Consider the following 25,794-nt stretch of genomic DNA (forward strand, 5'->3'; position numbering starts at 1 on the left):
CGGACGCATCCGCCATGCTACAGCCCGACATCATGGGAGATCAGCCGCATCTGCTGCTCGTCGACGACGAGCGCTCGATCCGTGAACCGCTCGCCGTGTACCTGACGAAACAAGGTTTTCGCGTCACGCAGGCGGGCGATGCGGAGGCGGCCCGGACGCGCCTGACCGCCTATGCAATCGACCTCGCGATCATCGACATCATGATGCCGGGCGAAGACGGTCTGTCGCTGTGTCGCCACATCGCCGCGACCAGCGACGTGCCCGTCATCCTGCTGACCGCCAAGGCGGAGGAAACCGACCGCATCGTCGGGCTGGAGATGGGCGCGGACGATTACGTGGTGAAGCCCTTTTCCCCGCGCGAGCTGGCGACCCGCGTCAAGGTCGTGCTGCGCCGGACTCAGGCGGGCGCGACGCGGCAGCATGCGCCCGAAAGCGGCTCCTACGCCTTCGCCGGCTGGGTCCTGAAATCGGGCGAGCGCGCGCTGGTCGATCGCGAGGGCGTGTCGGTGCCGCTGTCGACCGGCGAGTTCAACCTGCTGCTCGTCCTCGTCACGCGACCGCGTCAGGTGCTGACCCGCGACCAGTTGCTCGACCTGACGCAGGGGCGGGAAGCCGCCGCTTTCGACCGCGCGATCGACAATCAGGTCAGCCGCCTGCGCAAGAAGATCGAGGTCGACGCCAAGAACCCCGACATCATCAAGACCGTCTGGGGCGGCGGCTACACCCTCGCCGCCGAAGTGACGAGGCTGTGACCCGGTTCTGGCCCCGCCGCCTTGCGACCCAGCTCGGGCTGCTGATCGTTCTCGCGCTGTTCGTCGCCCAGGCGATCAACTTCACATTGCTGTTGCGGGAGCGGCGTCAGTTCGCCCTCGAACAGATCACCGGCCCCGCCGCCACCCGCTTCATCGACGCCAGCGAGCGGCTGTCGGCGGGCAAGCCGATCACCGCCGACCGTGGCCGTGTCCGCCTGATGTCGGTCAGCCCGGTCAGGCGCGGCATCATGGCCGAGCCGGAGGTCGCACGGGCGCTTCGTGGCGCGCTGACCGATGCCGGCCTGCGCGTCGGTCGCATCGACACGGCGCTGCGGCCGCTCCGCCGCGACGACCCGATGCTGCGCCGGGTGCCGCCGCAACGGATCGAGCGCATCCTGCGCGATGCCGACGAACTCGTCATCGCGGTCCAGTTGCTCGACGGCCGCTGGCTGATCCAGCGCATGCCCTGGGGTCATACCGACAGCGGCCTGATCTGGCGGCTGGTCGGGCAGACCGCCATCCTGTTCGTCGTCGTGCTGATCCCCGTCCTGCTCGCCATCCGCCGGATCGCGCGTCCCCTGCGTGATCTGACGCTCGCCGCCGAACGCTTCGGCCCCGGCGACGCGGCGGAGCCGGTGCCGGTGCGGGGACCGGAGGATGTCGCGGCCCTCGTCACGGCGTTCAACGGCCTTCGCTGCCGCGTGACGGCGATGTTGGACGAGAAGGACAAGATGCTCGGCGCGATCGGCCACGATCTGCGCACGCCCCTCGCGGCCCTGCGCGTCCGTATCGAATCGGTGGAGGACGACGCCGATCGCAACAAGATGGCGGACACCATCGCGGAGATGAACCGCACGCTCGACGACATCCTGTCGCTCGCCCGTCTCGGCCGTCCCAGCGAACTGCCGACGGATGTCGACCTGTCGGCGCTGGTCGATGCCGTCGTGGAGGATTTCCGCGATCTGGGCGATGATGTCGAGTTCGTGGAGGCTGAACGGCTGACGATGCGGCTCCGCCCCTCGCTGATGCGCCGCGCCGTCCGCAACCTGATCGAGAACGCGGTGAAATACGGCCGGTCCGCCGTCGTCCGCATCGACCGTTTGCCGGGGGCGACCGCGATCGTCGTCGCGGATGGCGGACCCGGTATCCCGGCCGACCGGCTGGAACACGTCTTCGACCCGTTTACGCGGCTGGAAACGTCCCGCAACCGGGAGACGGGCGGCATCGGCCTGGGCCTCGCACTCTCGCGGGCGATCGTGCGCGAAGCGGGTGGCGACATCGTCCTGACGAACCGGCCCGAAGGCGGACTCGCCGCGACGATCACCCTGCCGGCTTGACCCGCCGCAGCAGCGCCAGACCGCACAGGCTCAGCCCGCCCGCCGCGATCAGGTACACGCCGACCAGCCCCAGACCGCCGCGCGCGACCAGCCACTCCGCCGCGATCGGTGCGCTCGCGCCGCCGATGATGCCACCCAGATTGAACGTCATCGACACGCCCGTGTAGCGCACGCCGGCGGGAAACAGCCCCGGCAGCCACCCGCCGAGCGGCCCGTAGGCGAACCCCATCACGAACAGCGCCACCGCCAGCCACACGAAGATCACGACCAGCGATCCTGCGCCCAGCATCGGCCCCATCGCCAGCCCGACCAGCACGCAGCCGGCGAACCCCAGCGCCAGCACCCGTTCCGGCCGGCGGCGATCCGCCATCACGCTGGCGACGATCACACCCGCCGCCAGGAACAGGATCGCCGCCAGTTCCACGCCGAGGAACACCTGCCGCGAATAGCCGAGCGTGCGCGTTCCGTATCCCAGCGCGAAGGCCGTCGCGAGATAGAAGATCGCAAAGCATGCGACCACCGCCGCCGTCCCCGCCACCGTCGCGCGCAGATGCTCGCGCAGCAACGTCGCGATCGGCACCTTCGGCAGCGCCTCCGCCGCCGCCGCTTCCTGGAACGCCGGCGTCTCGGTCAGCCTCAACCGGACCCACAGCCCGAGCGCGACCAACACCGAACTCGCGAGAAATGGCACGCGCCAGCCCCATTCGCGAAACTGCTGGTCGGTCAGGAACACGCCCAGCAACAGGAAGAATCCGTTTGCCGCGATGAACCCCACTGGCGCGCCCAGCGGCGGAAACATCGCCCATGTGAAGCGCCGGTGCGGCGGCGCGTTCTCGACCGCCAGCAACGCCGCGCCGCCCCACTCTCCACCCAGCCCCAGCCCCTGCCCCAGCCGCGCGATGCACAGCAGCAGCGGCGCGATCCAGCCCGCCTGCGCATAGGTCGGCAGGAACGCGATCGCGACCGTGCTGCCGCCCATCAGCAACAGGCTGGCGACGAGCGTCGATTTGCGGCCGACGCGGTCGCCGAAATGTCCGAACGCCACCGCCCCCACGGGTCGCGCGACGAACGCCAGCCCGAACGTGGCATAGGACAGCATCGCCTGCGCCGCACCGCTCGTCTCCGGAAAGAACAGCGGCCCGAACACCAGCGCCGCCGCCGTTGCGTAGATATAGAAATCGTAGAATTCGACCGCCGTACCCGTCAGGCTGGCGAGCAGGATTCGGCGGGTGGAAGCAGGTGTCATGCCCGCGACCCTAGCCTGCACCGACTACGCCGCCAACGCCCGCGCCGTTGCTCCCGCCGATCAGTAGCCCAGCGCGCGCGTCAGGTTCAGCAGCAGCCAGTATAGCGTGCCCGACAACAGCATCGCGACGGGCAGCGTCATCACCCACGCCAGCGCCATGTTGCGCACGGTGCGCCCCTGCAAACCCGCTCCGTTCGCGACCGAGGCACCGGCGACGCCGGACGACAGGATATGCGTCGTCGACACCGGCATTCCGAACCGCTCCGCCAGCAGGATCGTGGAGGCGGCCATCAGCTCCGCCGATGCGCCCATGCCATAGGTCAGGTGCGTCTTGCCGATCCGCTCGCCGACCGTCACGACGATCCGTCGCCAACCGACCATCGTGCCCAGCCCCAGCGCCAGCGCCACGGTGATCTTCACCCAGAGCGGGATATAGCGCGTGCCGCGCTCCAGCTCGGTGTTGTACGCCTTGAGCGTTTTGACCTGCGCCTCCGTGAAGGTCGCCTGCGCGCCCTTGTCGGCGGCGACCAGCTTCGTCGTGTCGAGCACGAGATACATGTCGTTGCGCAGGTTCGGCACCGCCGCGGCGGGCACCTTGCCCAGCGAGCCATAGCCGCCGATCCGCTCCGCGACATCGTCCGACAGCGTCGCGAGGCCGCCATAGACGCCGGCATCCGCGACCTTCCTGGTCCGCAGGGCCGCGGTCACGCGGGCGCGTGCCGCCTCGACCGACGCCATCGGCCGTCCGTGCGCGGCATAGGCGGCGGACGCCGAGGTCGCCGCCTGCACGAAGGCTGGCGTCGCGCTTTCGGGGACGGTGCGGTTCAGAGCATAGGCGGTGGGCGCGCAGCCGATCAGGATGAGCATGATGAGGCCCATGCCCTTCTGCCCGTCATTGCCGCCATGCGCGAAGCTGACGGCGGTGCAGGTGCCGATCAACAGCGCGCGGATACCGGCGGGGGGCGGCGCGTCGGCCTTTGGCTCGCGATAGAGTTCCGGCTTGCGGAAGATGCGCTTCATCACCAGCAGCAGCACGAACGCGCCGGCGAACCCGATCAGCGGGCTGATGAGCAAGGCCGACAGCACCTTCGTCACCTGCGCCATGTCGACGCCCGATCCGCCGCCGTCCGACAGCAGTTGGTACGACAGGCCGACGCCGAGGATCGACCCGATCAGTGCGTGGCTCGACGAATTGGGCAGGCCGACATACCAGGTCGCGAGGTTCCACAGCACCGCCGCGAGCAACAGCGCGAAGATCATCGCGAACCCCCCGGCCGAGCCGAGGTTCAGCACCAGATCGACCGGCAGCAACGTGACGATCGAATAAGCGACCGCCCCCGACGACGCCATCACGCCCAGGAAGTTCCAGACACCGGACCACACCACCGCCAGATGCGCCGGCATCGCGTTGGTGTAGATCACCGTCGCCACCGCGTTGGCGGTGTCGTGGAAGCCGTTCACGAACTCGAACCCCAGCGCGATCACCAGCGCCAGCCCCAGGAACAGGAACACGCCGCCCGCGATCTGCTCGCCGACCTGTTGCGTGTCGCTGAGGATGCTGATGCCGGCATAGCCGAGCCCGCCGACCAGCAGGGCGGCAAACAGCCACTTGCCAGCGAACGGAAATCGATCGTCGAGCCGGGGGCCACGAGCGTGCGAGACGGACTCGCCGCCCGTCAAAACGGTGCTTGCCATGATGCAGCAATCCCTGCTCGACTTGAGTGACACTTTGATGACAACAGCCGCTTCAACGGCTTGGGAACTGCCCCGGACGGGGACGCAGCGGGGCTAACCCGGATAATGCTCGAACTCGGGCAGCGAATCGAGGTCGCGGGTCCAGTCCAGCCGCTCCGCCGTCTGGATATGCACCGCCGGTGCGAAGGCGGCCGGGTCGTCCAGTGTCGCCGACTGCACGTCGACGATGCCCGGCAACATCGCGGCATTGCGATAGAACAGCCCGCTGCCGCACGTCCCGCAGAACGCCCTGCGGCCATGCTCCGACGACGCATAGTCGACGGGCGTGCCGGTCACCGCGACCTGCTCCTCGCGCCACGCGATCCAGCCGACCATCGGCGCACCCGCACTCCGCCGGCAATCTTCGCAGTGGCACAGCGCGTGATGCTCCGGCGCCCCCGTCGCGACATAGCGGATCGCGCCACAATGGCAGCCGCCGCCGATGCTTCCGGTATCCATCGTCACCTCGTTCGCCCCCGGTCACCACGATTACGGTCGGTCGCAGACTCGATAACCTGCATCATAGCCGCGCGGCGTAATGCCGCAAAGGGGGCGCGGCGCGGGTGGTCCCGTGCCGCGGCCCCTTTGCGGCGTTACCTCGCGCCGGTTGCTCGGGATCAGCCGCGGGCGCCGACGCTGGCGATCTGTTCCGCCTTCGCCTGCCGGCGCGCGGCCTGCGCCCGCGCATCGCGCACCATCTCCTGATGGCAACGCAGCCGGGCGAAATGGTCGCCCCGCGACGTGTAGTCGCCACAGGCGAGCATGGCCGCGCGGTGGACGCGTCCGTCCAGCGCGATCCGGCCCTTGATCGTCGTCAGGTCCAGACCGACGGTGCTGACCCGGGCGGTCACCTGCGCGCGGTTCGATGCGGACACGGACGTGGCGAAACAGGCCGCCGCGGCGGCGGCCATGATGACGATTTTCATGATGAAAGCTCCTGCTGGTGATGCCGCGGCCGGGTATGTCGGGATGGTCCCATCGGACCGTCACCCCGCAAAGGCTCTGTCGACAGGATGCGATTAGCCGTGGATCGTTGCGCCGCCGCGACGATCCCGCGTCGTCCGCGTGACGCTTGCTCCCGCGGCCCGCGTTCCCTACCTGTTCGACCGTGACCGACAGCCAGCTTGCCGACCCGCCCTATCTCAAGGGCTTGAACCCGCCCCAGCGGGAGGCGGTGCTGACCACCGATGGCCCGGTGCTGATGCTGGCGGGCGCGGGAACGGGCAAGACCGCCGCCCTCACCGCGCGGCTCGCGCACCTGCTCTATACGCGCAAGGCATGGCCGTCGGAGATCCTGGCCGTCACCTTCACCAATCGCGCCGCGCGGGAGATGCGCGAGCGTGTCGGCCGACTGGTCGGCGAAGCAGTGGAGGGGATGCCGTGGCTCGGCACCTTCCATGCGATCGGCGCGAAGATGCTGCGCCGCCATGCCGAACTGGTCGGGCTGCAATCGAACTTCACGATCCTCGACACCGACGATCAGCTGCGCCTGCTGAAACAGCTCATCCTCGTGGCCGACATCGACGAAAAGCGCTTTCCGGCGCGCAGCCTCGCCGGCCTGATCGACGAATGGAAGAACAAGGGGCTGACCCCGCGCGACATCGATGCCGGTGAATCCGAACGCTACGCCAACGGTCGCGGCGGCGAACTCTACCAGCACTATCAGGATCGCCTGAAGGCGGTGAACGCCTGCGATTTCGGCGACCTGCTGCTGCACATGCTGGTCGTGCTGAAGACGCACCGCGATGTGCTGGAACAGTATCAGACCCGATTCCGCTACATCATGGTGGACGAGTATCAGGACACCAACAGCGTCCAGTATCTCTGGCTGCGCCTGCTCGCGCAGGAGCGGAAGAACATCGCCTGCGTCGGCGACGACGACCAGTCGATCTATTCGTGGCGCGGCGCGCAGGTGGAGAACATCCTGCGCTTCGAAAAGGACTTTCCGGGCGCGAAGGTGATCCGGCTCGAACAAAATTACCGGTCGACGCCGCATATCCTCGGCGCGGCGGGCGGTGTCATCGCCAACAACAGCGGGCGGCTAGGGAAGACGCTGTGGACCGAACTCGACGCGGGCGAGAAGGTCCGGGTCCTCGGTATCTGGGACGGCCCCGAAGAAGCGCGCCGCGTCGGCGACGAGATCGAATCGGCGCAGCGCGGCGGCACCTCGCTCGACGATATCGCCATCCTCGTCCGCGCGTCGCACCAGACCCGCGAGTTCGAGGATCGCTTCATCGCGATCGGCATGCCGTACAAGATCGTCGGCGGCTTCCGTTTCTACGAACGCGCCGAAATTCGCGACGCGCTCGCCTACCTGCGCGTCGTCAACCAGCCCGCCGACGACCTCGCCTTCGAACGGATCGTCAACGTGCCGAAGCGCGGATTAGGCGACAAGGCAGTTGCGAAGGTCCACCAGCTCGCTCGCGCATTGGGCGTGCCGCTGACCACCGCCGCCGCACGCATCCTCGACAGCGACGAACTGACCGCGCAGGCGCGCAAGTCGCTCGGCCGGCTGGTCGGCGACGTCGCCCGCTGGCGGGAGATGGCGACCACGCTGCCCCACCCCGAACTGGCGCGCCAGTTGCTGGACGAAAGCGGCTACACCGCGATGCTGCAGGCGGAGAAATCCGCCGAGGCGGCAGGCCGGCTGGAAAATTTGACCGAGCTCGTCCGCGCGATGGAGGAATACGACTCGCTCGGCGCGTTCCTCGAACATGTCAGCCTCGTCATGGACAACGAGGGCAGCCGCGACGATCCTAAGGTCACGATCATGACCATCCACGCCGCCAAGGGGCTGGAGTTCGACACCGTATTTCTCGCCGGCTGGGAAGAGGGGCTGTTCCCGTCGCAGCGCGCGATCGACGAGGGCGGCACCAAGTCGCTGGAGGAGGAACGCCGCCTCGCCTATGTGGCGATCACCCGCGCCCGCCGCCGCGCGTTCATCCTCCACGCCGCCAACCGGCGCATCTACGGCCAGTGGACCTCGTCCATTCCCAGTCGGTTTGTCGGCGAATTGCCGCCCGAGCATATCGATGCGGAAACCAGCATGACCGGCGGCGAATCGCTCTGGCGCGCCAACTGGTCGGAACGCGCCGATCCCTTCGCGGATGTCGCCCGCGGCACCGGTCGCGGCCCCGGCTGGCAGAGGGCCGCCGGCCAGATGGGAACGTCCAGCTTCTCCACCGCGCCGAAACGCATCGTCGAGGCGCGGTCGAGCGCGGTCAGCATCGGCAACAAGGGGCGCGACGACCTGTCGGTCGGCCTTCGCGTCTTTCACCAGAAGTTCGGCTATGGCGCGATCGCGGAGATCGAGGGCAACAAGCTGGAGATCGATTTCGAGGCCGCCGGCCGCAAGCGGGTGATGGACAGTTTCGTCACGATCGGCTGATCGCAGGCAAACTCAGCCGACCAGTTCGCCCAGTGCCTCCCGCAACGCCGCGGCATCATAGGGCCGCGGCAGAAATCGAACGCCGGGCAGGTCGTCCAGCGCCGGCGGCAGATGCCCGGACGTGACGATCACCCTGACGGCGGGCCAGCGCTCCCGCACCAGCGCCGCCAGCGCGAGTCCGTCGACCGAACCCGCCATGTCGATCCCGGTCAGCAGAATTCTCACGCCCGCACCGTCCGTCAGGATCGCAAGCGCCGCATCGGCATGACCCACGCCGATCGCCCGCAATCCCTCCGCCTCCACCAGATCGACCGCATCCAGCAGCAACAGCGGCTGATCCTCCACGATCAATACGGCGGCGGACACGGCAGCGGGCGCAACGACGGTCATGCCCGGCGCTCCAACCCGCCCATGCGGATGTCAGTCTTCAAGCAACTGGTGCAGCGGTGCCCGGAAATCGGCCGCGAAGCCCGCTGCCGTGTAGCGTTTCTCGACATGGCCCGTTCCTACCAGACCCATGTTGATGAGGCGTGAACCAAAGCCTTCGCGGGTCGGCGGATGAGCTTGCGGTCCACCGCGTTCCCGCCACGCCAGCACCAGTTCCTCCCCCTCGATCCGCCAGTCAACCGCGATCCGTCCGTCCTCCACCGACAGCGACCCGTATTTTATCGCGTTCGTCGCCAGTTCGTGCATCAGCATCGCCGTCGACAGCACCGCGCGCGGCGCGAGCATCAACTCCGGCCCGTTGGTGTCGATCCGCTCCCCGTCGCCGTCTCCCTCGGCGCACTTCGCGTGTACCGACAGTGTCTCGCGCACGATCGTCTCCAGCGCCGACCGGTCCCAATTGTCGCGCAACAGCACGTCCTGCGCGCGGCCGAGCGCCACGATGCGGTCGGTGAAGGCCCGCACCAGCGGCCGCTCCCTCACGGTGCGCAGCGATTGCGTGGCGATCGCCTGCACCATCGCCATGCTGTTCTTCAGGCGATGGCTCAGTTCCGACGCGACCACTTCGGCCCGCCGCTTCGCCTCCACGCCCTGCGTCGTCTCGATCCCGGTCAGGATCACACCCTCGACCGACCCGTCCGCTGCCCGGACGGGGCTGCACGAGAAGGTGATCCACGCCTCCTCCCGGAACCCCCCGCGCACCACCGTCAGCCGACAGTCGCGGACCAACGTGGCGCGGCCCTGCATCGCCTTGTCCGCGATCTGGACGACATCGCACTCGGCATGGGCGAACGCCTCCGCCAGACGCGATCCCTGCGCGTCGTGGCGCAGGATCGGGCGCAGCGCGTCGTTGACGATCGTCACCCGCTCCGCCCCCCAGACCAGAGCGGCGGGCAGTTTCGCCTCCATCACCCAGGTCGCGGCGCATCGCAGATGCGGCGACCATTCCTCGACGGGTCCCAGGGGGGTCGCTGACCAGTCATGAAGCATCACGGCCGACACCGCTGGACCGCAGGAGCGATCCGGTTCGATGAGAAGCGACAAAGGCTCACGATCCTGCAAATGTCGTTTCCTTGCCAACACTTGCGATTATTTATGGCCGAAAGGGGTTCGTTGCTCGATAAACCAGATCAACGATCCGCCATCTCTCGCTTGCGTGGTTCAGGAACCGTCTCGGTGCCGGCACGTAGTGGCTGCCTCGCCCGATTCGCGGGCAGGAGGTCCAGTGTCATGCTTTCCCGTGTCCTGAGCGTCGCCCTTGCCGGCGCAACGCTTGCCGTCGCCAGCCCCGTTCTCGCCCAGTCCGGTGCGGACGACGCGCGGTTCGCGCAGGCGCAATCGCGATTCGATCGCGAATACCAGCTCTACCGGCAGGAGGTGGACGTCTATCAGGCCGCCCGCAGCCGCGGTGGCTATCGCCAGCCCGCCTATCCGCAGGGCAATGACGGCTACCGCCGTGCACCCGACGCCTATGGCTATGACGACGAGGATGCGGCCTACGATCCCGCCCGCGATTACCGGACCGGATCCAACTATCGCGAGCGCGTGCTGTCGAACGAGGAGCGCGTCTATGCTGGCTATGACGGCCGCTATTATTGCCGACGTTCGGACGGCACAACCGGCCTGATCGTCGGCGGCGCGGCGGGCGGGGTGCTCGGCAACGTCATCGATGGCGGGCGTTCGCGCACGGTCGGGACGCTGCTCGGGGCGGCGGCCGGCGCACTGGCGGGCCGGGCGATCGACCAGAACCAGCAGCAGGTCCGCTGCCGCTGAACGGCGTCGTGACCCCGGCGACCGCCGGGGTCACGATCATGGCTCAGCCGATCTCGACCCCCATCAGCGCCACGTCGCGATATTTGGGATCGGCCGGCACGAACAGCGCGCTCGGAGTAAAGCGGCGCGGCGTCAGGCGCAGCGACGCGAGGCCCGCCAGCTTGAACGTGCCCATCTTCTCTTCCTTGGGCGGCTTGCCGTCACGCTCTAGCGTGGTCGCGTCGACGTAGAGCTCGTCGTGCCGGGTGTAGATCATGTGGGGTGCCAGCGTCACCTCACCGCGATTGTAGATCGCGGCGACGCACTGGCGCTTCACGATCGCCTCGAAGATGGTGGCGGGAGACGGCGGCGGACCGGCGTCGGCGGCGGGGCGCTCGATGGTCATCTGTGTACTCACGTCCCTCGTGATGCGCTTTTTGCCGCAGCGCAGCAAGAGCAGACATTCGTATGCAGCCGATCGTCCCATGGCGGCACGGCCACGCCTCGTCGCCGGAACGGGTGGCGACCTCACCGGTTGCACGATCATGACGGAAACCGCCGAACGCACCGATCCAGCCTTATGGGACGAGGTCAAACAGGCCATAACCGCCGGTGGCAAGGGCGGCGAGGCGGGCGAATGGTCCGCTCGCAAGGCCCAGATGGCGGTCGCCGAATACAAGAAGCGCGGCGGCGGCTATGTCGGCGACAAGGACCCGCACAACAGCCTGCACGAATGGTCCGAAGAGGATTGGGGCACCAGGTCCGGCAAGAAGAGCGGCGATACGCACGAACGCTATCTGCCCAGGGCGGCCCGCGAGGCGATCAGCGACGACGATTACCGCCGCACCACCGCCAATAAGCGCGCCGACACGAAGAAAGGCCGCCAGCACTCGCCGCAGCCGAAGGACGTGGCGGAGAAAACCGCTCCGTACCGCGACCACCGCACCAGGGTGGACCTCTACGCCGAGGCCAAAAAGCGGGACATCCCCGGCCGATCGAAGATGACGAAAAAACAATTGGCCGAAGCGCTGTCGGCCTGAACCATTCCTCCCCCGCGAGGGGGGGAATGCCGACCGCCCTATCTCCCCGTCCCCTGCTCCCCCATCAACGCCTGTGCGAAATACGTCGTCTGCAACGCCGCGAGACGTGCGCCCTGTTCGATATCGGCATCGCCCGAATGGCCGCCGGCGGTATCCTCGTAGAACAGGTACGGCAGCCCGTATTCCTTCATCCTTGCGGCGAACTTGCGCGCGTGCTGCGGTCCGACGCGATCATCCTTCGTCGTCGTCCAGATATACGGCTCCGGATACTTCACGCCCTTCTTCAGCTGCGCGTAGGGCGAGATCTTTTCCAGAAACGCCGCCTCGTCGGGGTTCTTCACCGATCCATACTCGTCCACCCACGACGCACCCGCCGCGATCTGTTCGTACCGGACCATATCGAGCAGCGGCACCTGGATCGTCACAGCCTTCCAGAGCTCGGGATGCTGCGTCATCTCCACGCCCATCAGCAATCCGCCGTTGGAGCCGCCATAGATGCCCAGCTTCTGCGCGCTGGTCAGCCGCCGCTTGAACAGGTCCTTCGCGACACCCGCGAAATCGTCGTAGATCAACTGCCGCCTGGTCTTGCGGCCCGCATCGTGCCACGCCGGCCCGAACTCGCCGCCGCCCCTGATATTCGCCAGAACGAAGCTGCCGCCCTTCTCCAGCCACAGCTTTCCCGTCACACCGGCATAGCTCGGCAGGCGTGGCAGCTCGAACCCGCCATACGCCGTCATCAGCGTCGGTGTCGTCCCGTCCAGCGGCACGTCCTTCCGGTGCACCACGAAATACGGGATCTCCGTCCCGTCGCTCGACGGAGCCTCGAACTGCTCGACCACCAGACCGGTCGCATCGAACTGCGCCGGCAGCGTCTTCACCGTCTTCGGCGCTGCCGGACGAGCGGCGTCGACCGTCACGAGCGACGTCGGCGTCAGGAATCCGGTCACCGACAGATAGGCCAGGTCGCCCCGATCGTCCGCGCTGGCGAGATTGATCGCCATGTTGTCCGGCACCGGAACCTCGGTCCGCGTCCATCCGGACGCACCCGGCGCATAGACCGCGGCGCGGCCGCGGACGTTGTCCAGATAGGTCACGATCAGCCGCGTCTTCGTGGCGACGACGTCGTTCACTGCCTGCCGTGGCGTCGGCGCGAACACGATGCGCGGGTTCAGCACGCCGCGCTCGACGTCCTTCAGCGGCGCGGAGGCGATCGCACCCGTCGGGATGTCGCCCCAAGGCTCGCTGGTCGTGAAGATCACCTGCCCGTCGACCATCCCTGCCGGCTGCGTGCGCGGCGGCATATCCAGCTTGCGCGTCCCGTTCGGCGTCCACACCAGCGTGTCGCCGCCGAAGAACGTCTGCCGGCGCTGGATCAGGACCAGCCGGTTACCCGCCGCATCGGTGATCGTCCGCCCATAGGTGCCGAGCTGGTCGCCCGGTTCGCCGCGGAACACCTCCGTCGCCGACGCCAGCGGCTGCCCGCGCTTCAACAGCTTGACGACGAACGGATAGCTTGACGCGGTCAGTGTGCCTGCACCCCAGTCGCGGCTGACCAGCAACGTGTCCTTGTCGACCCAGGTCGCGCCCTGTTTGGATTTGGGCAGGTCGAAGCCGAACTTGACGAACTGCCCCGCGACGAGATCGAATTCACGGTAGGAGATCGCGTCCTCGCCACCCTCGGACAGCGCGACGAGGCACAGCCTTTCGTCGGGCTGGAGACAGTTGGAGCCCTTCCATACCCACTCCTTGCCCTCGGCCTTGCCGAGCGCGTCCATGTCGATCAGCGTCGTCCATTGCGGCGTGGCGGTTGCGTAGCTCGCCGGCGTCGTCCAGCGCCAGATGCCGCGCGGGTGATTGGCATCGCGCCAGAAGTTCAGGATACGGCCACCGGTCTGCTCCGGCATCGGGATGCGGTCCTTCGACGATGCGATCGCCAGCGCGTCGGCGTAGAAGCCCTTGTAGCGCGGATCGTTCTGCAATCGCGGCAGCGTGCGGGCGTTCTCCGCCTCCACCCACGCCAGCGGCTTCGCGCCGTCCTTGTCTTCCAGCCAGATATACGGATCGTTGCTCATCACGCCGCTCTGCGCAATCGCAGTGCCGGTGGCAACCGATCCCATGATCGCCATTGCCGTCGTCCATGTCGCCCGCATCGTCGCTCCCTCATCGTCGCGTCGCGCCCGTTGTAGCGCGACGCGACGCGGAAGCTACACCCGTCGACCGGTGAACAGTTGCACCAGCCCGACGATCAGCGCGATGACCAACAGGATGTGGATCAGGCCCGCGCCGATGTTCAGGGAAAAGCCCAGCAACCACAGGATCACGAGGATGATGGCGATGGTCCACAACATGATCTGGCTCCTTTATTGCTCCCGAACGAGGGTAACGACGCGTCGCGGACGCCGTTCCAGGAAAGGTTTTCGTTCTACCGCAACGCACTAGCGCGCAACGTGCCGGCCGCCATTGCACGGGGCCGACGCTTCTGGTTGGATGATCCGATGACCCTCCGCCTGATCGCGCTCGCCGCGCTGCTGACGCCCGCGCCCCTGCTCGCGCAGGAACTCACGCCCGCCGAAACCGCCCGGATCGACACTTTGGTCCGCTCGACGCTGGCCGACACCGGTGTGCCCTCCGCATCGATCGCGGTCGTACGCGGCGGCAAGCTCGTTCTGGCCAGGGCCTATGGCAAGGCGTCGGAGACGATCCCGGCCGCTCGCGCCGACCTGCCCTACCAGATAGCGTCCATCTCTAAACAGTTCACGGCGACCGCGCTCCAGTTGCTGGAGGATGACGGCAAGCTGAAGCTGGACGACGCCGTCGCCACCTACATCCCCGGCATCAGCGGCGGCGACCGCATCACCCTCCGCCAGCTTCTCAGCCACACCTCCGGCCTGCAGGATTACTGGCCTCAGGATTACAGCTTCGCCGCGATGGCGACGCCGGTGACACCGCAACAGATCGTCGACCGCTGGGCGAAGAAGCCGCTCGATTTCGAACCGGGCACGCAGTGGCAATATTCTAACACCGGCTATGTCGTCGCGGGCATGATCGTGGAAAAGGTCGCGGGCGTACCCCTGATCGACTTCCTGCAGGCGCGCGTCTTCCGGCCGCTCGGCATGACGGCGATGGATCAGGATCTCGCCGTCGGCCCACGCTATCCACAGGGTTACAAGCGGTTCGCGCTCGGCCCCGTCCGCGTCGAAACGCCGGCTGCGCGCGGCTGGCTCTATGCCGCCGGCGAATTGTCGATGTCCGCCGCCGATCTCGCCAGATGGGACATCGCACGGATGAACCGCACGCTGCTGCCGCCGGAGGACTGGGTGGAGCAGGAGACGCCGGTCAGGCTGACGGACGGCAGCACCAACGGCTATGGTCTCGGCATCGGCAATGGCCGCCGGCTCGATCACCGCACGCTGGAACATAGCGGCGAGGCGGTCGGCTTCCTGTCGCAGAACATCGTCTTTCCGGACGACAAGGCGGCAATCGTCGTCCTGACCAATTCGTGGTTCTCCGACGCCTATGGCCGCATCACCCGCGGGCTTGCGGAGATCGTGTTGCCGAAGGCGGCAGCCGCCATTTCGGACGATGCCGCCGCACTGGCGAAGGCACGCCGCGTCTACGACCAGCTTCGCGGCGGTACGCTGGACCGCGCGGCCCTGACGACCGACGCCAATTACTATTTCACGCCGACCGCGCTGGCCGATTATCGCACCAGCCTCGCCCCGCTCGGCGAGCCGACGAGCTTCGTCGCGACCGGCAAGCCCGGCCTGCGCGGCGGCTTCGTCCAGCGCGGTTTCCGCGTCACCTATCCAAAGCGATCCTTGTGGATCAGCACCTTCGCCGAACCCGGTCAGGACGGCCGCTTCGAGCAATTCCTCGTCACCCCGGGCGAATGACATGACGCGTTTCGACCAGCACCTGATCGCCGACCGTGGCCAGCCCGCCCATGCGATCGAGATCATCGCCCCCGCAGCCTGTGACGCATGGCTTGCGGCGCAATCCGCCCGCACCCGCGCCACGCTCGCCGCCCAGCGCTTCACCGGCAAACCCGGTCGCCACGCGATCCTCCCCGGCGAGGGAGAGGCGTGGAGCGTGGTCGCGGTCGTCGATCAACCGGGCGCCCTGTGGTCGCTCGCCGCCCTGCCCGCTGCGTTGCCGCCCGGCACCTACCGCGCCTCGACCGGCGGCGGCGAGTTCGGCTGGCTGCTCGGGCAATACCGGTTCGACCGCTACAAACCGGCCGACGACGCCGAACCGCGCATCCTGCTGACAGCGGACGCCGCCACTCTGCCGGAGACGCTCCGGCTGGCGGAGGCGACCGGGTGGGTCCGCGATCTCGTCAACACGCCCGCGTCCGATTGCGGCCCCGCCGATCTGGAAGCCGCCGCGGAAACGCTCGCGAAGCGCCACGGCGCGCATGTCGTCGTCCGTCGCGGCGACGAACTGGAACAGGGCTATCCGATGATCCACGCGGTCGGCAAGGCCGCCGCCCGCGACCGCGCCCCGCGCCTGATCGAACTCCACTGGGGCGATCCGCAGGCCCCCCGTATCGCGCTGGTCGGCAAGGGCGTCTGCTTCGACACCGGCGGTCTCGACATCAAGCCGTCCGCCGGCATGCGCCTGATGAAGAAGGATATGGGCGGTGCGGCGCACGCGCTGGCGCTGGCCGATCTCGTCATGGCCGCGCGCCTGCCGGTGCGGCTCCACCTGCTGATCCCGGCGGTGGAGAATGCGATCGCCGGCGACGCCTTCCGCCCCGGCGACATACTCAGGACGCGCGCGGGCCTGACGGTGGAGAACACCAACACGGATGCGGAGGGTCGCCTCGTGCTGGGCGATGCGCTGACCCGCGCCGGCGAGGAATATCCCGAACTCGTCCTCGATTTCGCGACCCTGACCGGTGCGGCGCGTGTCGCGCTCGGCCCCGATCTGCCGCCGCTGTTCACCGACGACGAGGCGCTCGCCGCCGACCTTCTCGCCGCTGGTCGCGATCATACCGACCCGATGTGGCGGCTACCCTTGTGGGATGGCTATGACGAGATGCTGAAGTCGGATGTCGCCGACCTCGTCAACGCCCCCGACGGCGGTTTCGCAGGGGCGATCACCGCAGCGCTGTTCCTTCGTCGCTTCGCCCCGCAGGACGCTGCATGGGCGCATCTCGACGTGTTCGCGTGGCGGCCGGGCGCGAAGCCCGGTCGGCCCAAAGGCGGCGACGCCTATGCGTTGCGCGCCGCCTTCGCGGTCCTGAAAAAGCGTTACGTCGCGGGCGCGAGCGGCGTGCCCGAACGCTCGCACACGTAACGCGCCATCTCCTCGCGCAGCGGCAGGCCGGCGACCGGGCGCAGCGGCCCGTCATGCGCGTGGTCGACCTCGACCCGGTCGCGCCGGTCGCCGACGCCCAGCACGTGGAACAGCCGGCTGGAGCAATCGACCTCCGCGCGGGCATAGGCGACGCGATCGCCCCGCTCCTGCCGGATGATCGCAACGATCGTGCCCGTCACCGTCTTGCGCTCGCGAAGCAGGAAATAGCGCGACGCGGTATCCGACGGGGTCGGGATGCGCGTGCCCTTTACCCGAAGGTCGGACGGAGCCCGCCCGGCCACATCGGTCTCGACGAGGTTGCGGAGTACGACCGTCCCGTTATCCTGCTCGTTTCCCGGTGCTTCCGCCGTGTTGCACGCGCCCAGCGCCGCCATTGCGACGATCGTAGCCCAAATCCGCATCGTTTGATGAACTCCTTGTCATCTTTCCTTGCCCGCGGAGGGCCGAACTCGCAAGCGCCCGGTTCGATCCTGACCGAAATCAGGTCTTGCCGCCCGGCCGTACGCGCGCCGGATTGCCGACCACCGTCGCCCCCGCCGGCACGTCGCGCGTCACCACGCTGCCCGCGCCGACGATCGCATCGTTGCCGATCGTCACGCCGGGCAGGATGATCGCGCCGCCGCCGATCCACACGTTCGCGCCGATCGTCACCGGCCGGCCCAGCTCCAGCATCTGCCGCCGCTGTTCGGGATCGCGCGGATGATCGGCGGTCAGGATCTGCACGCCCGGCCCGATCTGCGTCATCGCACCGATCTCGACCCGCACGACATCCAGTATGACCGCCCCGAAGTTCAGGAACACGCCGTCGCCCACCGCGATATTATACCCGTAATCGCAATGGAATGGCGGCCGGATCGTCACGCCGCGCCCGACGCTCGCGAACATCGCGCGCAGCAACGCCTCTCGCGTGTCCGGCTCGGCCAGCGCCGCATTGTACCGGACCATCCACGCCGCCGCCGCCCGCGCATCGGCCTGCAACTCCGGATCGTCGGCGTTGTACAGGTCGCCGACCAGCATCCGCTGTTTCTGGCTGCGCGGATCAGTCATGGATGCCCGCCGCCGCCTCGATGATCGGCACGAACTTCGCCGCGGTCAGGCTGGCGCCGCCGACCAGCGCGCCGTCGACATTCTCGCAAGCCAGGATCGCACCCGCATTGCCGCCGACGACGGAGCCGCCGTACAGGATGCGGATAGCGTCCGCCGCATCGCCGACCATATGCCGCAGCTTGGCCCGCGCGATCGCATGGATCGCCGCGATCTCGTCCAGCGTCGGCGTCCGCCCGGTCCCGATCGCCCAGCGCGGTTCGTAGGCCAGCGTGAACCAGTCGCCGGTCGCGTTGTCCGGCACCGACTTCTCGATCTGCGCCTGCACCACCCGCTCGGCGCGGCCGGCGTCGCGCTCGGCCTCCGTCTCTCCGCAGCACAGGATCACGTCCAGCCCGTTGCGATACGCCGCCGCCGCCTTCGCCCAGGCATCGTGGCTCGTCTCGTGCTGGTCCGCGCGGCGCTCCGAATGGCCCGCAATGGTGAAGCGCGCGCCCGCCTCCCGCACCATCGCAGCCGAAACGCAGCCCGTGTGCGCGCCCGAATCGGCCTCGTGCACATCCTCCGCACCGATGGCCAGATCGGCCACCCGCGACGCCGCGGAATCGATCAGCGTGAACGGCACCGCCACCGCGACATCGACGCCCGGCGCGGCGCGGGCCGCCGCCGCGATACCGTCCAGCTCAGCGAGCGACGCCCGCGTACCGTTCATCTTCCAGTTCCCCGCCACCAGCTTGCGCCGCATCCGTCCGTCTCCCGCCCTTGGTTGCCACCGGCACTAACGGCACCGTCCCCGCGCACAAGCTTGAAGCCGCCCCGTCACCTGCTAAAGCGTCCCGGATTCCTTCAGATCGGTCGTTCATGCTCAGCTTCTTTCGCCGCATCATCAATTCCAGGGTGGGATTCATCGTCACCTTCGTGGTGCTCGGCGTCATCGCCCTCGCCTTCGCGGCGGGCGACGTCACCAACCTGTCCACGGGTTCGGGCGGGCTGACCGGCAACGACGTGGCGAAAGTCGGCGGCAAGGACATCACCGTCGCCGACCTGACCACCCGCGCCAATGACGAGCTTCAGGTCGCGCGTCAGCAACAGCCGACGCTCGACATGGCCGGCTTCGTTGCCGCCGGTGGGTTCGACGGCACGCTGCAACGGCTCATCACCACCTCTGCGCTGGAGGAGTTCGGCCGCGATCAGGGCATGGTCGTCAGCAAGCGCGCGGTCGATGGCCAGATCGCCAGCATCCCCGCGCTTCAGGGACCGAACGGACAGTTCGACGAGACGCTCTATCGCCGCATCCTGGCCGAGCGGAAACTGACCGACCAGCAGGTCCGCGCCGATATCGTCCGCGACACGCTGGTCGCGCAGCTGACCGGCCCCACGATCGGTGCGTCGCAGATCCCGCAACAGGTCGCGATCCCCTATGCCAGCCTGCTGCTCGAAAAGCGCGCCGGCCTGATCGGCTTCGTTCCCGCCGCCGCCGTGCCCGCCGGCCCCGCCCCGACCGATGCCGAACTGCAGACCTTCTACGGCCGCAACCTGAACCGCTATTCGGTGCCGGAACGCCGCACGATCCGCTACGCCGTCGTCACGCCCGCGTCGGTCGCCGCCAGCGCCAAGCCCACCGATGCGGAGATCGCGCAGGCATACAACCGGAACAAGGCGCAGTATCAGCCGACCGAGAAGCGCACGATCCGTCAGGTCATCGTCGCCGATCAGGCCGGGGCGACCGCGCTCGCCGCCAAGGTCCGCGCCGGCACGCCGATCGCCGCCGCCGCGACGCAGGCCGGCCTCGAAGCCGCGCTGATCGAGGGCACGACCAGGACCGGTTACGCGAAGCAGGCGAACGCCGCGATCGCCGATCAGGTCTTCGCCGCCGCCCGCGACGCCGTCGTCGGCCCCGTCAAGGGACCACTGGGCTTCCTCGTGGCGCGCGTTGAATCGATCGAGCAGGTTCCCGGCCGCACGCTGGCGCAGGTTCGCAACGAGATCGCCGCCGACCTGTCCAAGCGAAAGGGCACGGAGGCGTTGTCGAACGTCCACGACAAGATCGACGACGCGCTGGTCGCCGATGCCACCTTCGACGAGGTCGCGAAGGACGGGTCGCTCCAGCCGCAGACCACGCCCGCCGTCACGGCGCAGGGTGTCGATCCGCTGACGGGGGCGAAAATTGATCCGGCGTTGACGGCCGTCGTCACCGCCGCCTTCTCGGCCACCGACGGCGATCCGCCGCAGCTGGTCCAGACCGCACCCGACGGCAGCTTCGCGGTCGTCGCGGTGGGCGCGATCAGCCCGGCGGCACCGCGCCCGCTCGCCCAGATCCGCGACCGCGTCGCCGCCGACTTCACCGCCGACCGTCGCCGTCAGGCGGCCCGCCGGCTCGCCGGTCAGGTCCTCGCCAAGGTCAATGGCGGCACGGCCCTGCCTCAGGCGCTCGCCGCCGCCGGTGCACCCGCACCGCGTCCGATCAGCGCGACCCGTGCCCAGCTGGCACAGGCGCAGGGCGGCGCGGAGCCGGCCCTCGCGCTCATGTTCAGCATGGCGCAGGGATCGGCGAAGCTGCTCGAGGCACCACAGGGTGCCGGCTGGATGATCGTCAAGCTGAACCAGATCGAACGCGCCGATGCCAGCCGCAATCCGGCCGCCGTCGCCGGTGCCCGCGGCGACATCGCCCGGCTCGCCGGACGGGAGCTGGCGGAGCAGTTCGCCCGCGCCGCGCGCAACGAACTGGGCGTGAAGATCGACAGCAACGCCGTCGCCCGCGTCCGCAAGGACCTGACCGGCGCCGGCAACTGATCGCCGGAGCATGAACGCGGCACGGGACACGCTGGCGGCCGGCCGGCCCGCGATGATCTGGCGGCGGCAGGTGGCGGATACTGAAACCCCCGTCGCCGCCGCGCTCAAGCTGATCGAGCCGGGCCGTGGCGATTTCCTGCTCGAATCGGTCGAAGGCGGCGCGATCCGCGGTCGCCACAGCATCATCGGCCTCGCCCCCGATCTCGTCTTTCGCGCGCACGGCCAGACCGCCGCCATCAACCGACGCTGGCCGTACGATCGCGATGCCTTCGAACCGTGCGCACAGCCGACGCTGGGCGCGCTGCGCAGCCTCGTCGCCGATTGCCGGGCGGAGGTCGATCCGGCCCTGCCCCGCGCATTGACCTGTCTGGTCGGGTACTTCGGGTACGAGACGGTCGGGCTGGTCGAGGATCTGCCGCAGCCCGCTGCCGATCCGCTCGGCCTGCCCGACATGATGTTCGTGCGGCCGACCATCCTGCTGGTGTTCGATCGCCTCGCCGACACGCTCTACCTGATCGCGCCCGCCTGGCCGGACCTCGCGCGCGATGCCGACGCGATCGTCGCCGAGGCAGAGGGCCGGCTGGATGCCCTCGCCGCGCGCCTGGCTGCGACGCATCTGCCCGCGCCCGTACGCGCCGACGCGCCGGAACCCGCCTACACCCCCGCGCTCCCGCCCGGCCGCTATGGCGAGATGGTCGCCGCCGCGAAGGAGTACATCGCGGCCGGAGACATTTTTCAGGTCGTGCTGGCGCAGCGTTTCTCCGCGCCCTTCGCGCTGCCGCCATTCGAGCTGTATCGCTCGCTGCGGCGGATCAACCCGTCGCCCTTCCTGTACCATCTCGACCTGCCCGGCTTCGCGCTGATCGGGTCCAGCCCGGAAATCCTCGTCCGCGTTCGCGACGGGGAGATTACCGTCCGTCCGATCGCGGGCACCCGCCCGCGCGGCAAGACCGCCGCCGAGGACGAGGCGAACCGCGCGTCGCTGCTCGCCGACCCGAAGGAGCGCGCCGAACACCTGATGCTGCTCGACCTCGGCCGCAACGACGCCGGTCGCGCCGCATCGCCGGGCAGCGTGCGCGTGACCGACAGCTACACCGTCGAACTCTACAGCCACGTCATGCACATCGTCTCGAACGTCACCGCGCGTCTGGCCGACGATCGCGACGCGCTCGATGCGATGTTCGCCGGCTTTCCCGCCGGCACCGTCAGCGGCGCACCCAAGGTCCGCGCCTGCCAGATCATCGCCGAACTGGAGCCCGAACGCCGCGGCGCATATGCGGGTGGTGTCGGCTATTTTTCGCCCGACGGCTCGCTCGACAGCTGCATCGTGCTCAGGACCGCGGTGGTGAAGGATGGGACGATCCACGTGCAGGCCGGTGCAGGAATCGTCGCGGACTCCATCCCCGAATACGAGCAGCGCGAATGCGAGGCCAAGGCTGGCGCGATCCTCGCGGCTGCGCGCGAAGCGATGTCACGCGCTGGCGAGGGCGGGTTCGGCCAGTAGCCCTTCTTCTTTCTCCCGTCTCGGGGGATGGGGTAAGGCAGACCTCAGGGAACGACTCGCTCCGCCGCCTGCTTCGCCCGCTGCTCCGCCGCCCAGCGACGGTTCGCCTGCAACGAACACCCGGATTGCGCCGCAACGCCGTTCGGTGAACAAGTGTTGGGCAAGCCCGACGCCACCCTCTGCGTCTGCTCGCCGTCTGCCGCCCGTGCTGCCCAACTGGAATTTGGCACCGACACCGGCCCGGTATCGCGCAGCGCCGGGGGAATGCGGTACGGCTCACCAGCGCGCGAACATACGATCACCTCGTCACCGGTTGATTGCGGACATTGCTGGCCATCGGCGAGTTGCACGCTGCGGATCCGCTGCGGCGGCTGACCCGTCTCGGCCTGCTGCGCGAACCCGGCACCCGGCACGGCCAACAGCATCGCGGCGACAAACAGGCTAGACTTCATGATCGGCACTCCTTCGAACGATACAACGTCGCGGACGCCGCATGGCTCCGCGCTGAACGGGCGCGTGCGGGCTGGATATTGCCAAGATATTTCGCTGCCCAGACCGATGTTGCGTGCGGGTCCGCATCGGCTATGGCGGCGGCCATGATCCTCGTAATCGACAATTACGACAGCTTCACCTGGAACCTCGTCCACTATCTGATGGAACTGGGAACAGAGGTGGAGGTCGTGCGCAACGACGCCATTTCGGCGGGGCAGGCGCTGTCGTCGGGGGCGGAGGCGTTCCTGATATCGCCCGGCCCCTGCACGCCGACGCAGGCGGGTGTCAGCCTCGACCTCGTCGCTGCCGCCGCCGACGCGGGTCGGCCGCTGCTCGGCGTCTGTCTCGGCCATCAGGCGATCGGCCAGCATTTCGGCGGCAAGGTCGAACGCGGCGGCCTGATGCACGGCAAGACCTCGCCCGTGCTGCACGACGGCAGCGGCATGTTCGCCGGGCTTCCGTCGCCATTCACCGCCACCCGTTATCACTCGCTGATCGTCAACGACGTGCCCGACACGCTGCTCGTCAACGCCCGCGCGGAGGACGGCACCGTCATGGGCTTCCGCCACGCGACGCTGCCGATCCACGGCGTTCAGTTCCATCCCGAAAGCATCGCCACCGAACATGGCCACGCGATGCTCGCCAACTTCCTGCGCGACGCCGGCATCCAAGTGACCGAGCGCGCATGACGACGCTCGCGCTGCTGCCGTCGACCGACAGCCCGCTGTCTCGCGAAAGCGCCGCCGCCGCCTTCGCCGACGTGCTCGACGGTCGCGCCAGCAACGAGGCGATCGCCGCCTTTCTGATCGGCCTGACCGAGCGTGGCGAAACCTCGATCGAGATCGCGGAAGCGGCTCGCGCGTTGCGTGCCCGCCTGATCCCGATCGAGGCACCCGCCGGTGCAATCGACGTGTGCGGTACCGGCGGCGACGGCCACCACACGCTCAACGTCTCCACCGCCGTCGCGCTGATCGTCGCCGCGACCGGCGTGCCCGTCGCCAAGAATGGCAACCGCGCCGCGTCGTCCAAGGCGGGAGCGGCGGACACGCTGGAGGCACTCGGCCTCGACATGGCCGCAGCGGGCGCGTCGGCGGAGGCGAGCCTGCGCGACATCGGCATCTGTTTCCTCTTCGCCGCCAACCACCATCCGGCGATGCGCCGCATCACTCCGATCCGCCGCGCGATCGGCCGCCGCACGATCTTCAACCTGATGGGACCGCTCGCCAATCCCGCGCACGTCACCCGCCAGCTGATCGGCATCGCGCGCCCCGACTATGCCACGCTCTACGCCGACGTGCTGGAGCAGCTCGGCACCGAAGCGTCGTTCGTCGTTTCCGGCGAGGAGGGGCTGGACGAACTGTCCGGCGCCGGCCCCAGCGTCGTCGTATCGGTGGGCAGCGCCTCGCTCCCCTCCCGCGTCGTGCCCGAGGACGCCGGCCTCCCCCGCTCTCCCGTCGAGGCGATCCGCGGTGGCGATGCCGCGCACAACGCCCTCGCGCTCCGCCGCCTGCTCGCCGGCGAACACAGCGCCTATCGCGACGCCGTCCTGCTCAACGCTGCCGCCGCGCTGCTGCTGGCGGGCAAGGCCCCGACCCTGACGGACGGCGCGACGCTCGCCGCCGAGACGATCGACCGCGGCGACGCCAACGCGCTGCTCGACCGCTGGATCGCTTACGCATGACCACCTACGCCAACATGCTCGACCAGATCCTCGCCACCAAGCGAGAGGAGGTCGCAACCCGCAAGGCGGCGACCAGCTACGCCGATCTCGCCGCGCGGACCCCGACGCCGCCGCGCGGTTTCCGCGCCGCGCTGGACGCGAAACCGGGCCCCGCGCTGATCGCCGAGGTCAAGAAGGCCAGCCCCAGCAAGGGCCTGATCCGCCCCGACTTCGATCCCCCCGCCCACGCCCGCGCCTACGAGGCGGGTGGCGCGGCCTGCCTGTCCGTGCTGACCGACGAGCGATATTTCCAGGGGGCGGACGCGTACCTGATCGCAGCGCGTGACGCCGTGTCGCTGCCCATCCTCCGCAAGGACTTCACCGTCGACCCCTATCAGGTGGTCGAGGCGCGCAGTCTGGGCGCGGACGCGGTCCTGCTGATCGTCGCCGCGCTCGACGATGCCACGCTCGCCGAGCTCGAAGCCGCCGCCATCGAACAGCATCTCGACGTGCTGGTTGAGGTCCACGACGAACATGAACTGGACCGCGCGCTGAAGCTCCGCTCGCGCCTGATCGGCGTCAACAACCGCGACTTGCGCGACTTCTCGGTCGACACCTCGCGCTCGTGGAAGCTGGCCGCACTTGCCCCGCCGGACTGCACCTTCGTCGCCGAAAGCGGGCTGACGACGCATGCCGATCTGGAGGCGATCGCCCGGCACGGCGTCCGCTGCTTCCTGGTCGGTGAGGCGCTGATGCGGCACGCCGATGTCGAGGCGGCCACGCGGACCTTGCTGAACGGATGAGCGGCCTGACGCATCTCGACGACACCGGCGCGGCGCGGATGGTCGACGTCGGCGACAAGGAGCGGACGAAGCGTCAGGCGGTGGCGACCGGCCGCATCTCCATGTCCGCCGCCGCGCTCGCGCTGGTTCGCAACGCCTCCGCCAACAAGGGCGACGTGATCGCCGTCGCCCGCGTCGCCGGGATCATGGCCGCCAAGCGCACGTCCGACCTGATCCCGCTCTGCCACCCCCTGCCCCTATCGAAGGTCGCGATCGATCTCGATGTGACCGACACCGGCGTCACCGTCACGGCCACCTGCGCCACGACCGGCCAGACCGGCGTCGAAATGGAAGCTCTCACCGCCGCGACGGTCGCGCTGCTGACGGTGTACGACATGGTAAAGGCCGTCGACAAAGCCATGACGATCGACGGCGTACGTTTGCTGACGAAGACGGGCGGCAAGTCGGGCGACTGGGCGGCGAACTAAGCTTCCCCCGTCCAGCTCC

26 protein-coding genes are annotated in these 25,794 nt (G+C 68.6%); 13 read left to right on the forward strand and 13 right to left on the reverse strand.

Annotated elements, in window-relative coordinates:
* The first annotated feature begins 32 nt into the window (after positions 1 to 32).
* Both ASG07_RS06750 and ASG07_RS06755 read left to right on the forward strand, forming a co-directional pair.
* Positions 33 to 752: a response regulator gene (locus ASG07_RS06750; protein WP_055844012.1), complete on the forward strand. Its 720-nt coding sequence runs from the start codon at positions 33 to 35 to the stop codon at positions 750 to 752.
* A complete protein-coding gene (locus ASG07_RS06755; RefSeq protein WP_055843661.1) occupies positions 749 to 2,089 on the forward strand; it encodes a sensor histidine kinase in 1,341 nt (446 codons plus the stop codon). Before ASG07_RS06750 ends, ASG07_RS06755 begins: the two co-directional genes overlap by 4 nt.
* Here the strand turns inward: ASG07_RS06755 and ASG07_RS06760 are convergent.
* From ASG07_RS06760 to ASG07_RS06775, 4 genes are all read right to left on the reverse strand, one after another.
* Positions 2,073 to 3,335, reverse strand: a complete 1,263-nt coding sequence (locus tag ASG07_RS06760; RefSeq protein WP_055843663.1) for an MFS transporter — start codon at positions 3,333 to 3,335, stop codon at positions 2,073 to 2,075. The two genes, ASG07_RS06755 and ASG07_RS06760, sit on opposite strands and share 17 nt — an antisense overlap.
* A 60-nt stretch (positions 3,336 to 3,395) precedes the next feature.
* Entirely contained in the window at positions 3,396 to 5,030 is a 1,635-nt protein-coding gene (locus ASG07_RS06765; protein ID WP_082474585.1) for an inorganic phosphate transporter, read from the reverse strand.
* A 93-nt stretch (positions 5,031 to 5,123) separates the two neighbouring features.
* Positions 5,124 to 5,528, reverse strand: coding sequence for a GFA family protein (locus ASG07_RS06770; protein ID WP_055843665.1), 405 nt, complete (start codon positions 5,526 to 5,528; stop codon positions 5,124 to 5,126).
* A gap of 158 nt (positions 5,529 to 5,686) precedes the next feature.
* Positions 5,687 to 5,995: a UrcA family protein gene (locus tag ASG07_RS06775; protein ID WP_055843667.1), complete on the reverse strand. Its 309-nt coding sequence runs from the start codon at positions 5,993 to 5,995 to the stop codon at positions 5,687 to 5,689.
* Between the two features lie 182 nt (positions 5,996 to 6,177).
* Between ASG07_RS06775 and ASG07_RS06780 the strand changes: the two genes are divergently transcribed.
* On the forward strand, positions 6,178 to 8,457 hold the full coding sequence (locus ASG07_RS06780) for an ATP-dependent helicase (RefSeq protein ID WP_156361769.1): 2,280 nt from the start codon (positions 6,178 to 6,180) through the stop codon (positions 8,455 to 8,457).
* A 12-nt stretch (positions 8,458 to 8,469) separates the two neighbouring features.
* Here ASG07_RS06780 and ASG07_RS06785 read toward each other — a convergent pair whose 3' ends face one another.
* Positions 8,470 to 8,847, reverse strand: coding sequence for a response regulator (locus ASG07_RS06785; RefSeq protein ID WP_055843671.1), 378 nt, complete (start codon positions 8,845 to 8,847; stop codon positions 8,470 to 8,472).
* A 30-nt stretch (positions 8,848 to 8,877) separates the two neighbouring features.
* A complete protein-coding gene (locus tag ASG07_RS06790; RefSeq protein ID WP_156361770.1) occupies positions 8,878 to 9,891 on the reverse strand; it encodes a PAS domain-containing sensor histidine kinase in 1,014 nt (337 codons plus the stop codon).
* Positions 9,892 to 10,131: 240 nt separating this feature from the next.
* Here ASG07_RS06790 and ASG07_RS06795 point away from each other — a divergent pair, with 240 nt between their 5' ends.
* Positions 10,132 to 10,674: a glycine zipper 2TM domain-containing protein gene (locus ASG07_RS06795; protein WP_055843675.1), complete on the forward strand. Its 543-nt coding sequence runs from the start codon at positions 10,132 to 10,134 to the stop codon at positions 10,672 to 10,674.
* Positions 10,675 to 10,717: 43 nt separating this feature from the next.
* Here ASG07_RS06795 and ASG07_RS06800 read toward each other — a convergent pair whose 3' ends face one another.
* A complete protein-coding gene (locus tag ASG07_RS06800; RefSeq protein ID WP_055843677.1) occupies positions 10,718 to 11,059 on the reverse strand; it encodes a hypothetical protein in 342 nt (113 codons plus the stop codon).
* Here ASG07_RS06800 and ASG07_RS06805 point away from each other — a divergent pair.
* Positions 11,052 to 11,693: a hypothetical protein gene (locus tag ASG07_RS06805; RefSeq protein WP_201780971.1), complete on the forward strand. Its 642-nt coding sequence runs from the start codon at positions 11,052 to 11,054 to the stop codon at positions 11,691 to 11,693. The two genes, ASG07_RS06800 and ASG07_RS06805, sit on opposite strands and share 8 nt — an antisense overlap.
* A 38-nt stretch (positions 11,694 to 11,731) precedes the next feature.
* Here ASG07_RS06805 and ASG07_RS06810 read toward each other — a convergent pair whose 3' ends face one another.
* Together ASG07_RS06810 and ASG07_RS17175 are read right to left on the reverse strand one after the other, a co-directional pair.
* Positions 11,732 to 13,843 (reverse strand): prolyl oligopeptidase family serine peptidase, encoded by a 2,112-nt coding sequence (locus ASG07_RS06810; RefSeq protein WP_055843679.1) that lies wholly within the window; start codon positions 13,841 to 13,843, stop codon positions 11,732 to 11,734.
* A gap of 54 nt (positions 13,844 to 13,897) precedes the next feature.
* Positions 13,898 to 14,041, reverse strand: coding sequence for a lmo0937 family membrane protein (locus tag ASG07_RS17175; RefSeq protein WP_156361771.1), 144 nt, complete (start codon positions 14,039 to 14,041; stop codon positions 13,898 to 13,900).
* 147 nt (positions 14,042 to 14,188) lie between these two features.
* On the opposite strand from ASG07_RS17175, the gene ASG07_RS06815 reads away from it, so the two are divergent.
* Both ASG07_RS06815 and ASG07_RS06820 read left to right on the forward strand, forming a co-directional pair.
* On the forward strand, positions 14,189 to 15,586 hold the full coding sequence (locus tag ASG07_RS06815) for a serine hydrolase domain-containing protein (RefSeq protein WP_055844020.1): 1,398 nt from the start codon (positions 14,189 to 14,191) through the stop codon (positions 15,584 to 15,586).
* 1 nt (position 15,587) lies between these two features.
* Positions 15,588 to 16,991 carry a leucyl aminopeptidase family protein gene (locus ASG07_RS06820; protein ID WP_055843681.1) on the forward strand — a complete coding sequence of 468 codons (1,404 nt, stop codon included), beginning with the start codon at positions 15,588 to 15,590 and terminating at the stop codon, positions 16,989 to 16,991.
* On the opposite strand, the gene ASG07_RS06825 is transcribed toward ASG07_RS06820, so the two are convergent.
* The 3 genes from ASG07_RS06825 to tpiA all read right to left on the reverse strand — a co-directional run bounded on the left by ASG07_RS06825 (position 16,946) and on the right by tpiA (position 18,801).
* Positions 16,946 to 17,413, reverse strand: a complete 468-nt coding sequence (locus ASG07_RS06825) for a hypothetical protein (RefSeq protein ID WP_156361772.1) — start codon at positions 17,411 to 17,413, stop codon at positions 16,946 to 16,948. The genes ASG07_RS06820 and ASG07_RS06825 overlap by 46 nt on opposite strands.
* Before the next feature lie 79 nt (positions 17,414 to 17,492).
* Positions 17,493 to 18,059 (reverse strand): sugar O-acetyltransferase, encoded by a 567-nt coding sequence (locus tag ASG07_RS06830; RefSeq protein WP_055843684.1) that lies wholly within the window; start codon positions 18,057 to 18,059, stop codon positions 17,493 to 17,495.
* A complete protein-coding gene (gene tpiA, locus ASG07_RS06835; RefSeq protein WP_082474587.1) occupies positions 18,052 to 18,801 on the reverse strand; it encodes a triose-phosphate isomerase in 750 nt (249 codons plus the stop codon). Before tpiA ends, ASG07_RS06830 begins: the two co-directional genes overlap by 8 nt.
* Positions 18,802 to 18,917: 116 nt before the next feature.
* Here tpiA and ASG07_RS06840 point away from each other — a divergent pair, with 116 nt between their 5' ends.
* Both ASG07_RS06840 and ASG07_RS06845 read left to right on the forward strand, forming a co-directional pair.
* The gene (locus ASG07_RS06840; protein WP_055843685.1) at positions 18,918 to 20,849 is read left to right on the forward strand and encodes a peptidylprolyl isomerase; all 1,932 of its coding nucleotides are present in this window, start codon (positions 18,918 to 18,920) and stop codon (positions 20,847 to 20,849) included.
* Positions 20,850 to 20,859: 10 nt separating this feature from the next.
* Complete coding sequence (locus tag ASG07_RS06845) at positions 20,860 to 22,353, forward strand: anthranilate synthase component I family protein (RefSeq protein WP_055843686.1); 1,494 nt, start codon at positions 20,860 to 20,862, stop codon at positions 22,351 to 22,353.
* 44 nt (positions 22,354 to 22,397) lie between these two features.
* Here the strand turns inward: ASG07_RS06845 and ASG07_RS06850 are convergent, their stop codons facing one another.
* Positions 22,398 to 22,805, reverse strand: coding sequence for a hypothetical protein (locus ASG07_RS06850; RefSeq protein ID WP_055843688.1), 408 nt, complete (start codon positions 22,803 to 22,805; stop codon positions 22,398 to 22,400).
* A 144-nt stretch (positions 22,806 to 22,949) separates the two neighbouring features.
* Here ASG07_RS06850 and ASG07_RS06855 point away from each other — a divergent pair, with 144 nt between their 5' ends.
* From ASG07_RS06855 to moaC, 4 genes are read left to right on the forward strand one after another with little or no spacing between them, the layout of a single operon-like run.
* Positions 22,950 to 23,534, forward strand: a complete 585-nt coding sequence (locus tag ASG07_RS06855; RefSeq protein WP_055844024.1) for an anthranilate synthase component II — start codon at positions 22,950 to 22,952, stop codon at positions 23,532 to 23,534.
* Complete coding sequence (gene trpD, locus ASG07_RS06860) at positions 23,531 to 24,526, forward strand: anthranilate phosphoribosyltransferase (protein ID WP_055843689.1); 996 nt, start codon at positions 23,531 to 23,533, stop codon at positions 24,524 to 24,526. Before ASG07_RS06855 ends, trpD begins: the two co-directional genes overlap by 4 nt.
* A complete protein-coding gene (gene trpC, locus ASG07_RS06865; protein ID WP_055843694.1) occupies positions 24,523 to 25,308 on the forward strand; it encodes an indole-3-glycerol phosphate synthase TrpC in 786 nt (261 codons plus the stop codon). Before trpD ends, trpC begins: the two co-directional genes overlap by 4 nt.
* Positions 25,305 to 25,775 (forward strand): cyclic pyranopterin monophosphate synthase MoaC, encoded by a 471-nt coding sequence (gene moaC / locus ASG07_RS06870; RefSeq protein WP_055843696.1) that lies wholly within the window; start codon positions 25,305 to 25,307, stop codon positions 25,773 to 25,775. Before trpC ends, moaC begins: the two co-directional genes overlap by 4 nt.
* The last annotated feature ends 19 nt before the right edge of the window (positions 25,776 to 25,794 follow it).

This window comes from Sphingomonas sp. Leaf343 (assembly GCF_001423765.1).
GTDB lineage: Bacteria > Pseudomonadota > Alphaproteobacteria > Sphingomonadales > Sphingomonadaceae > Sphingomonas.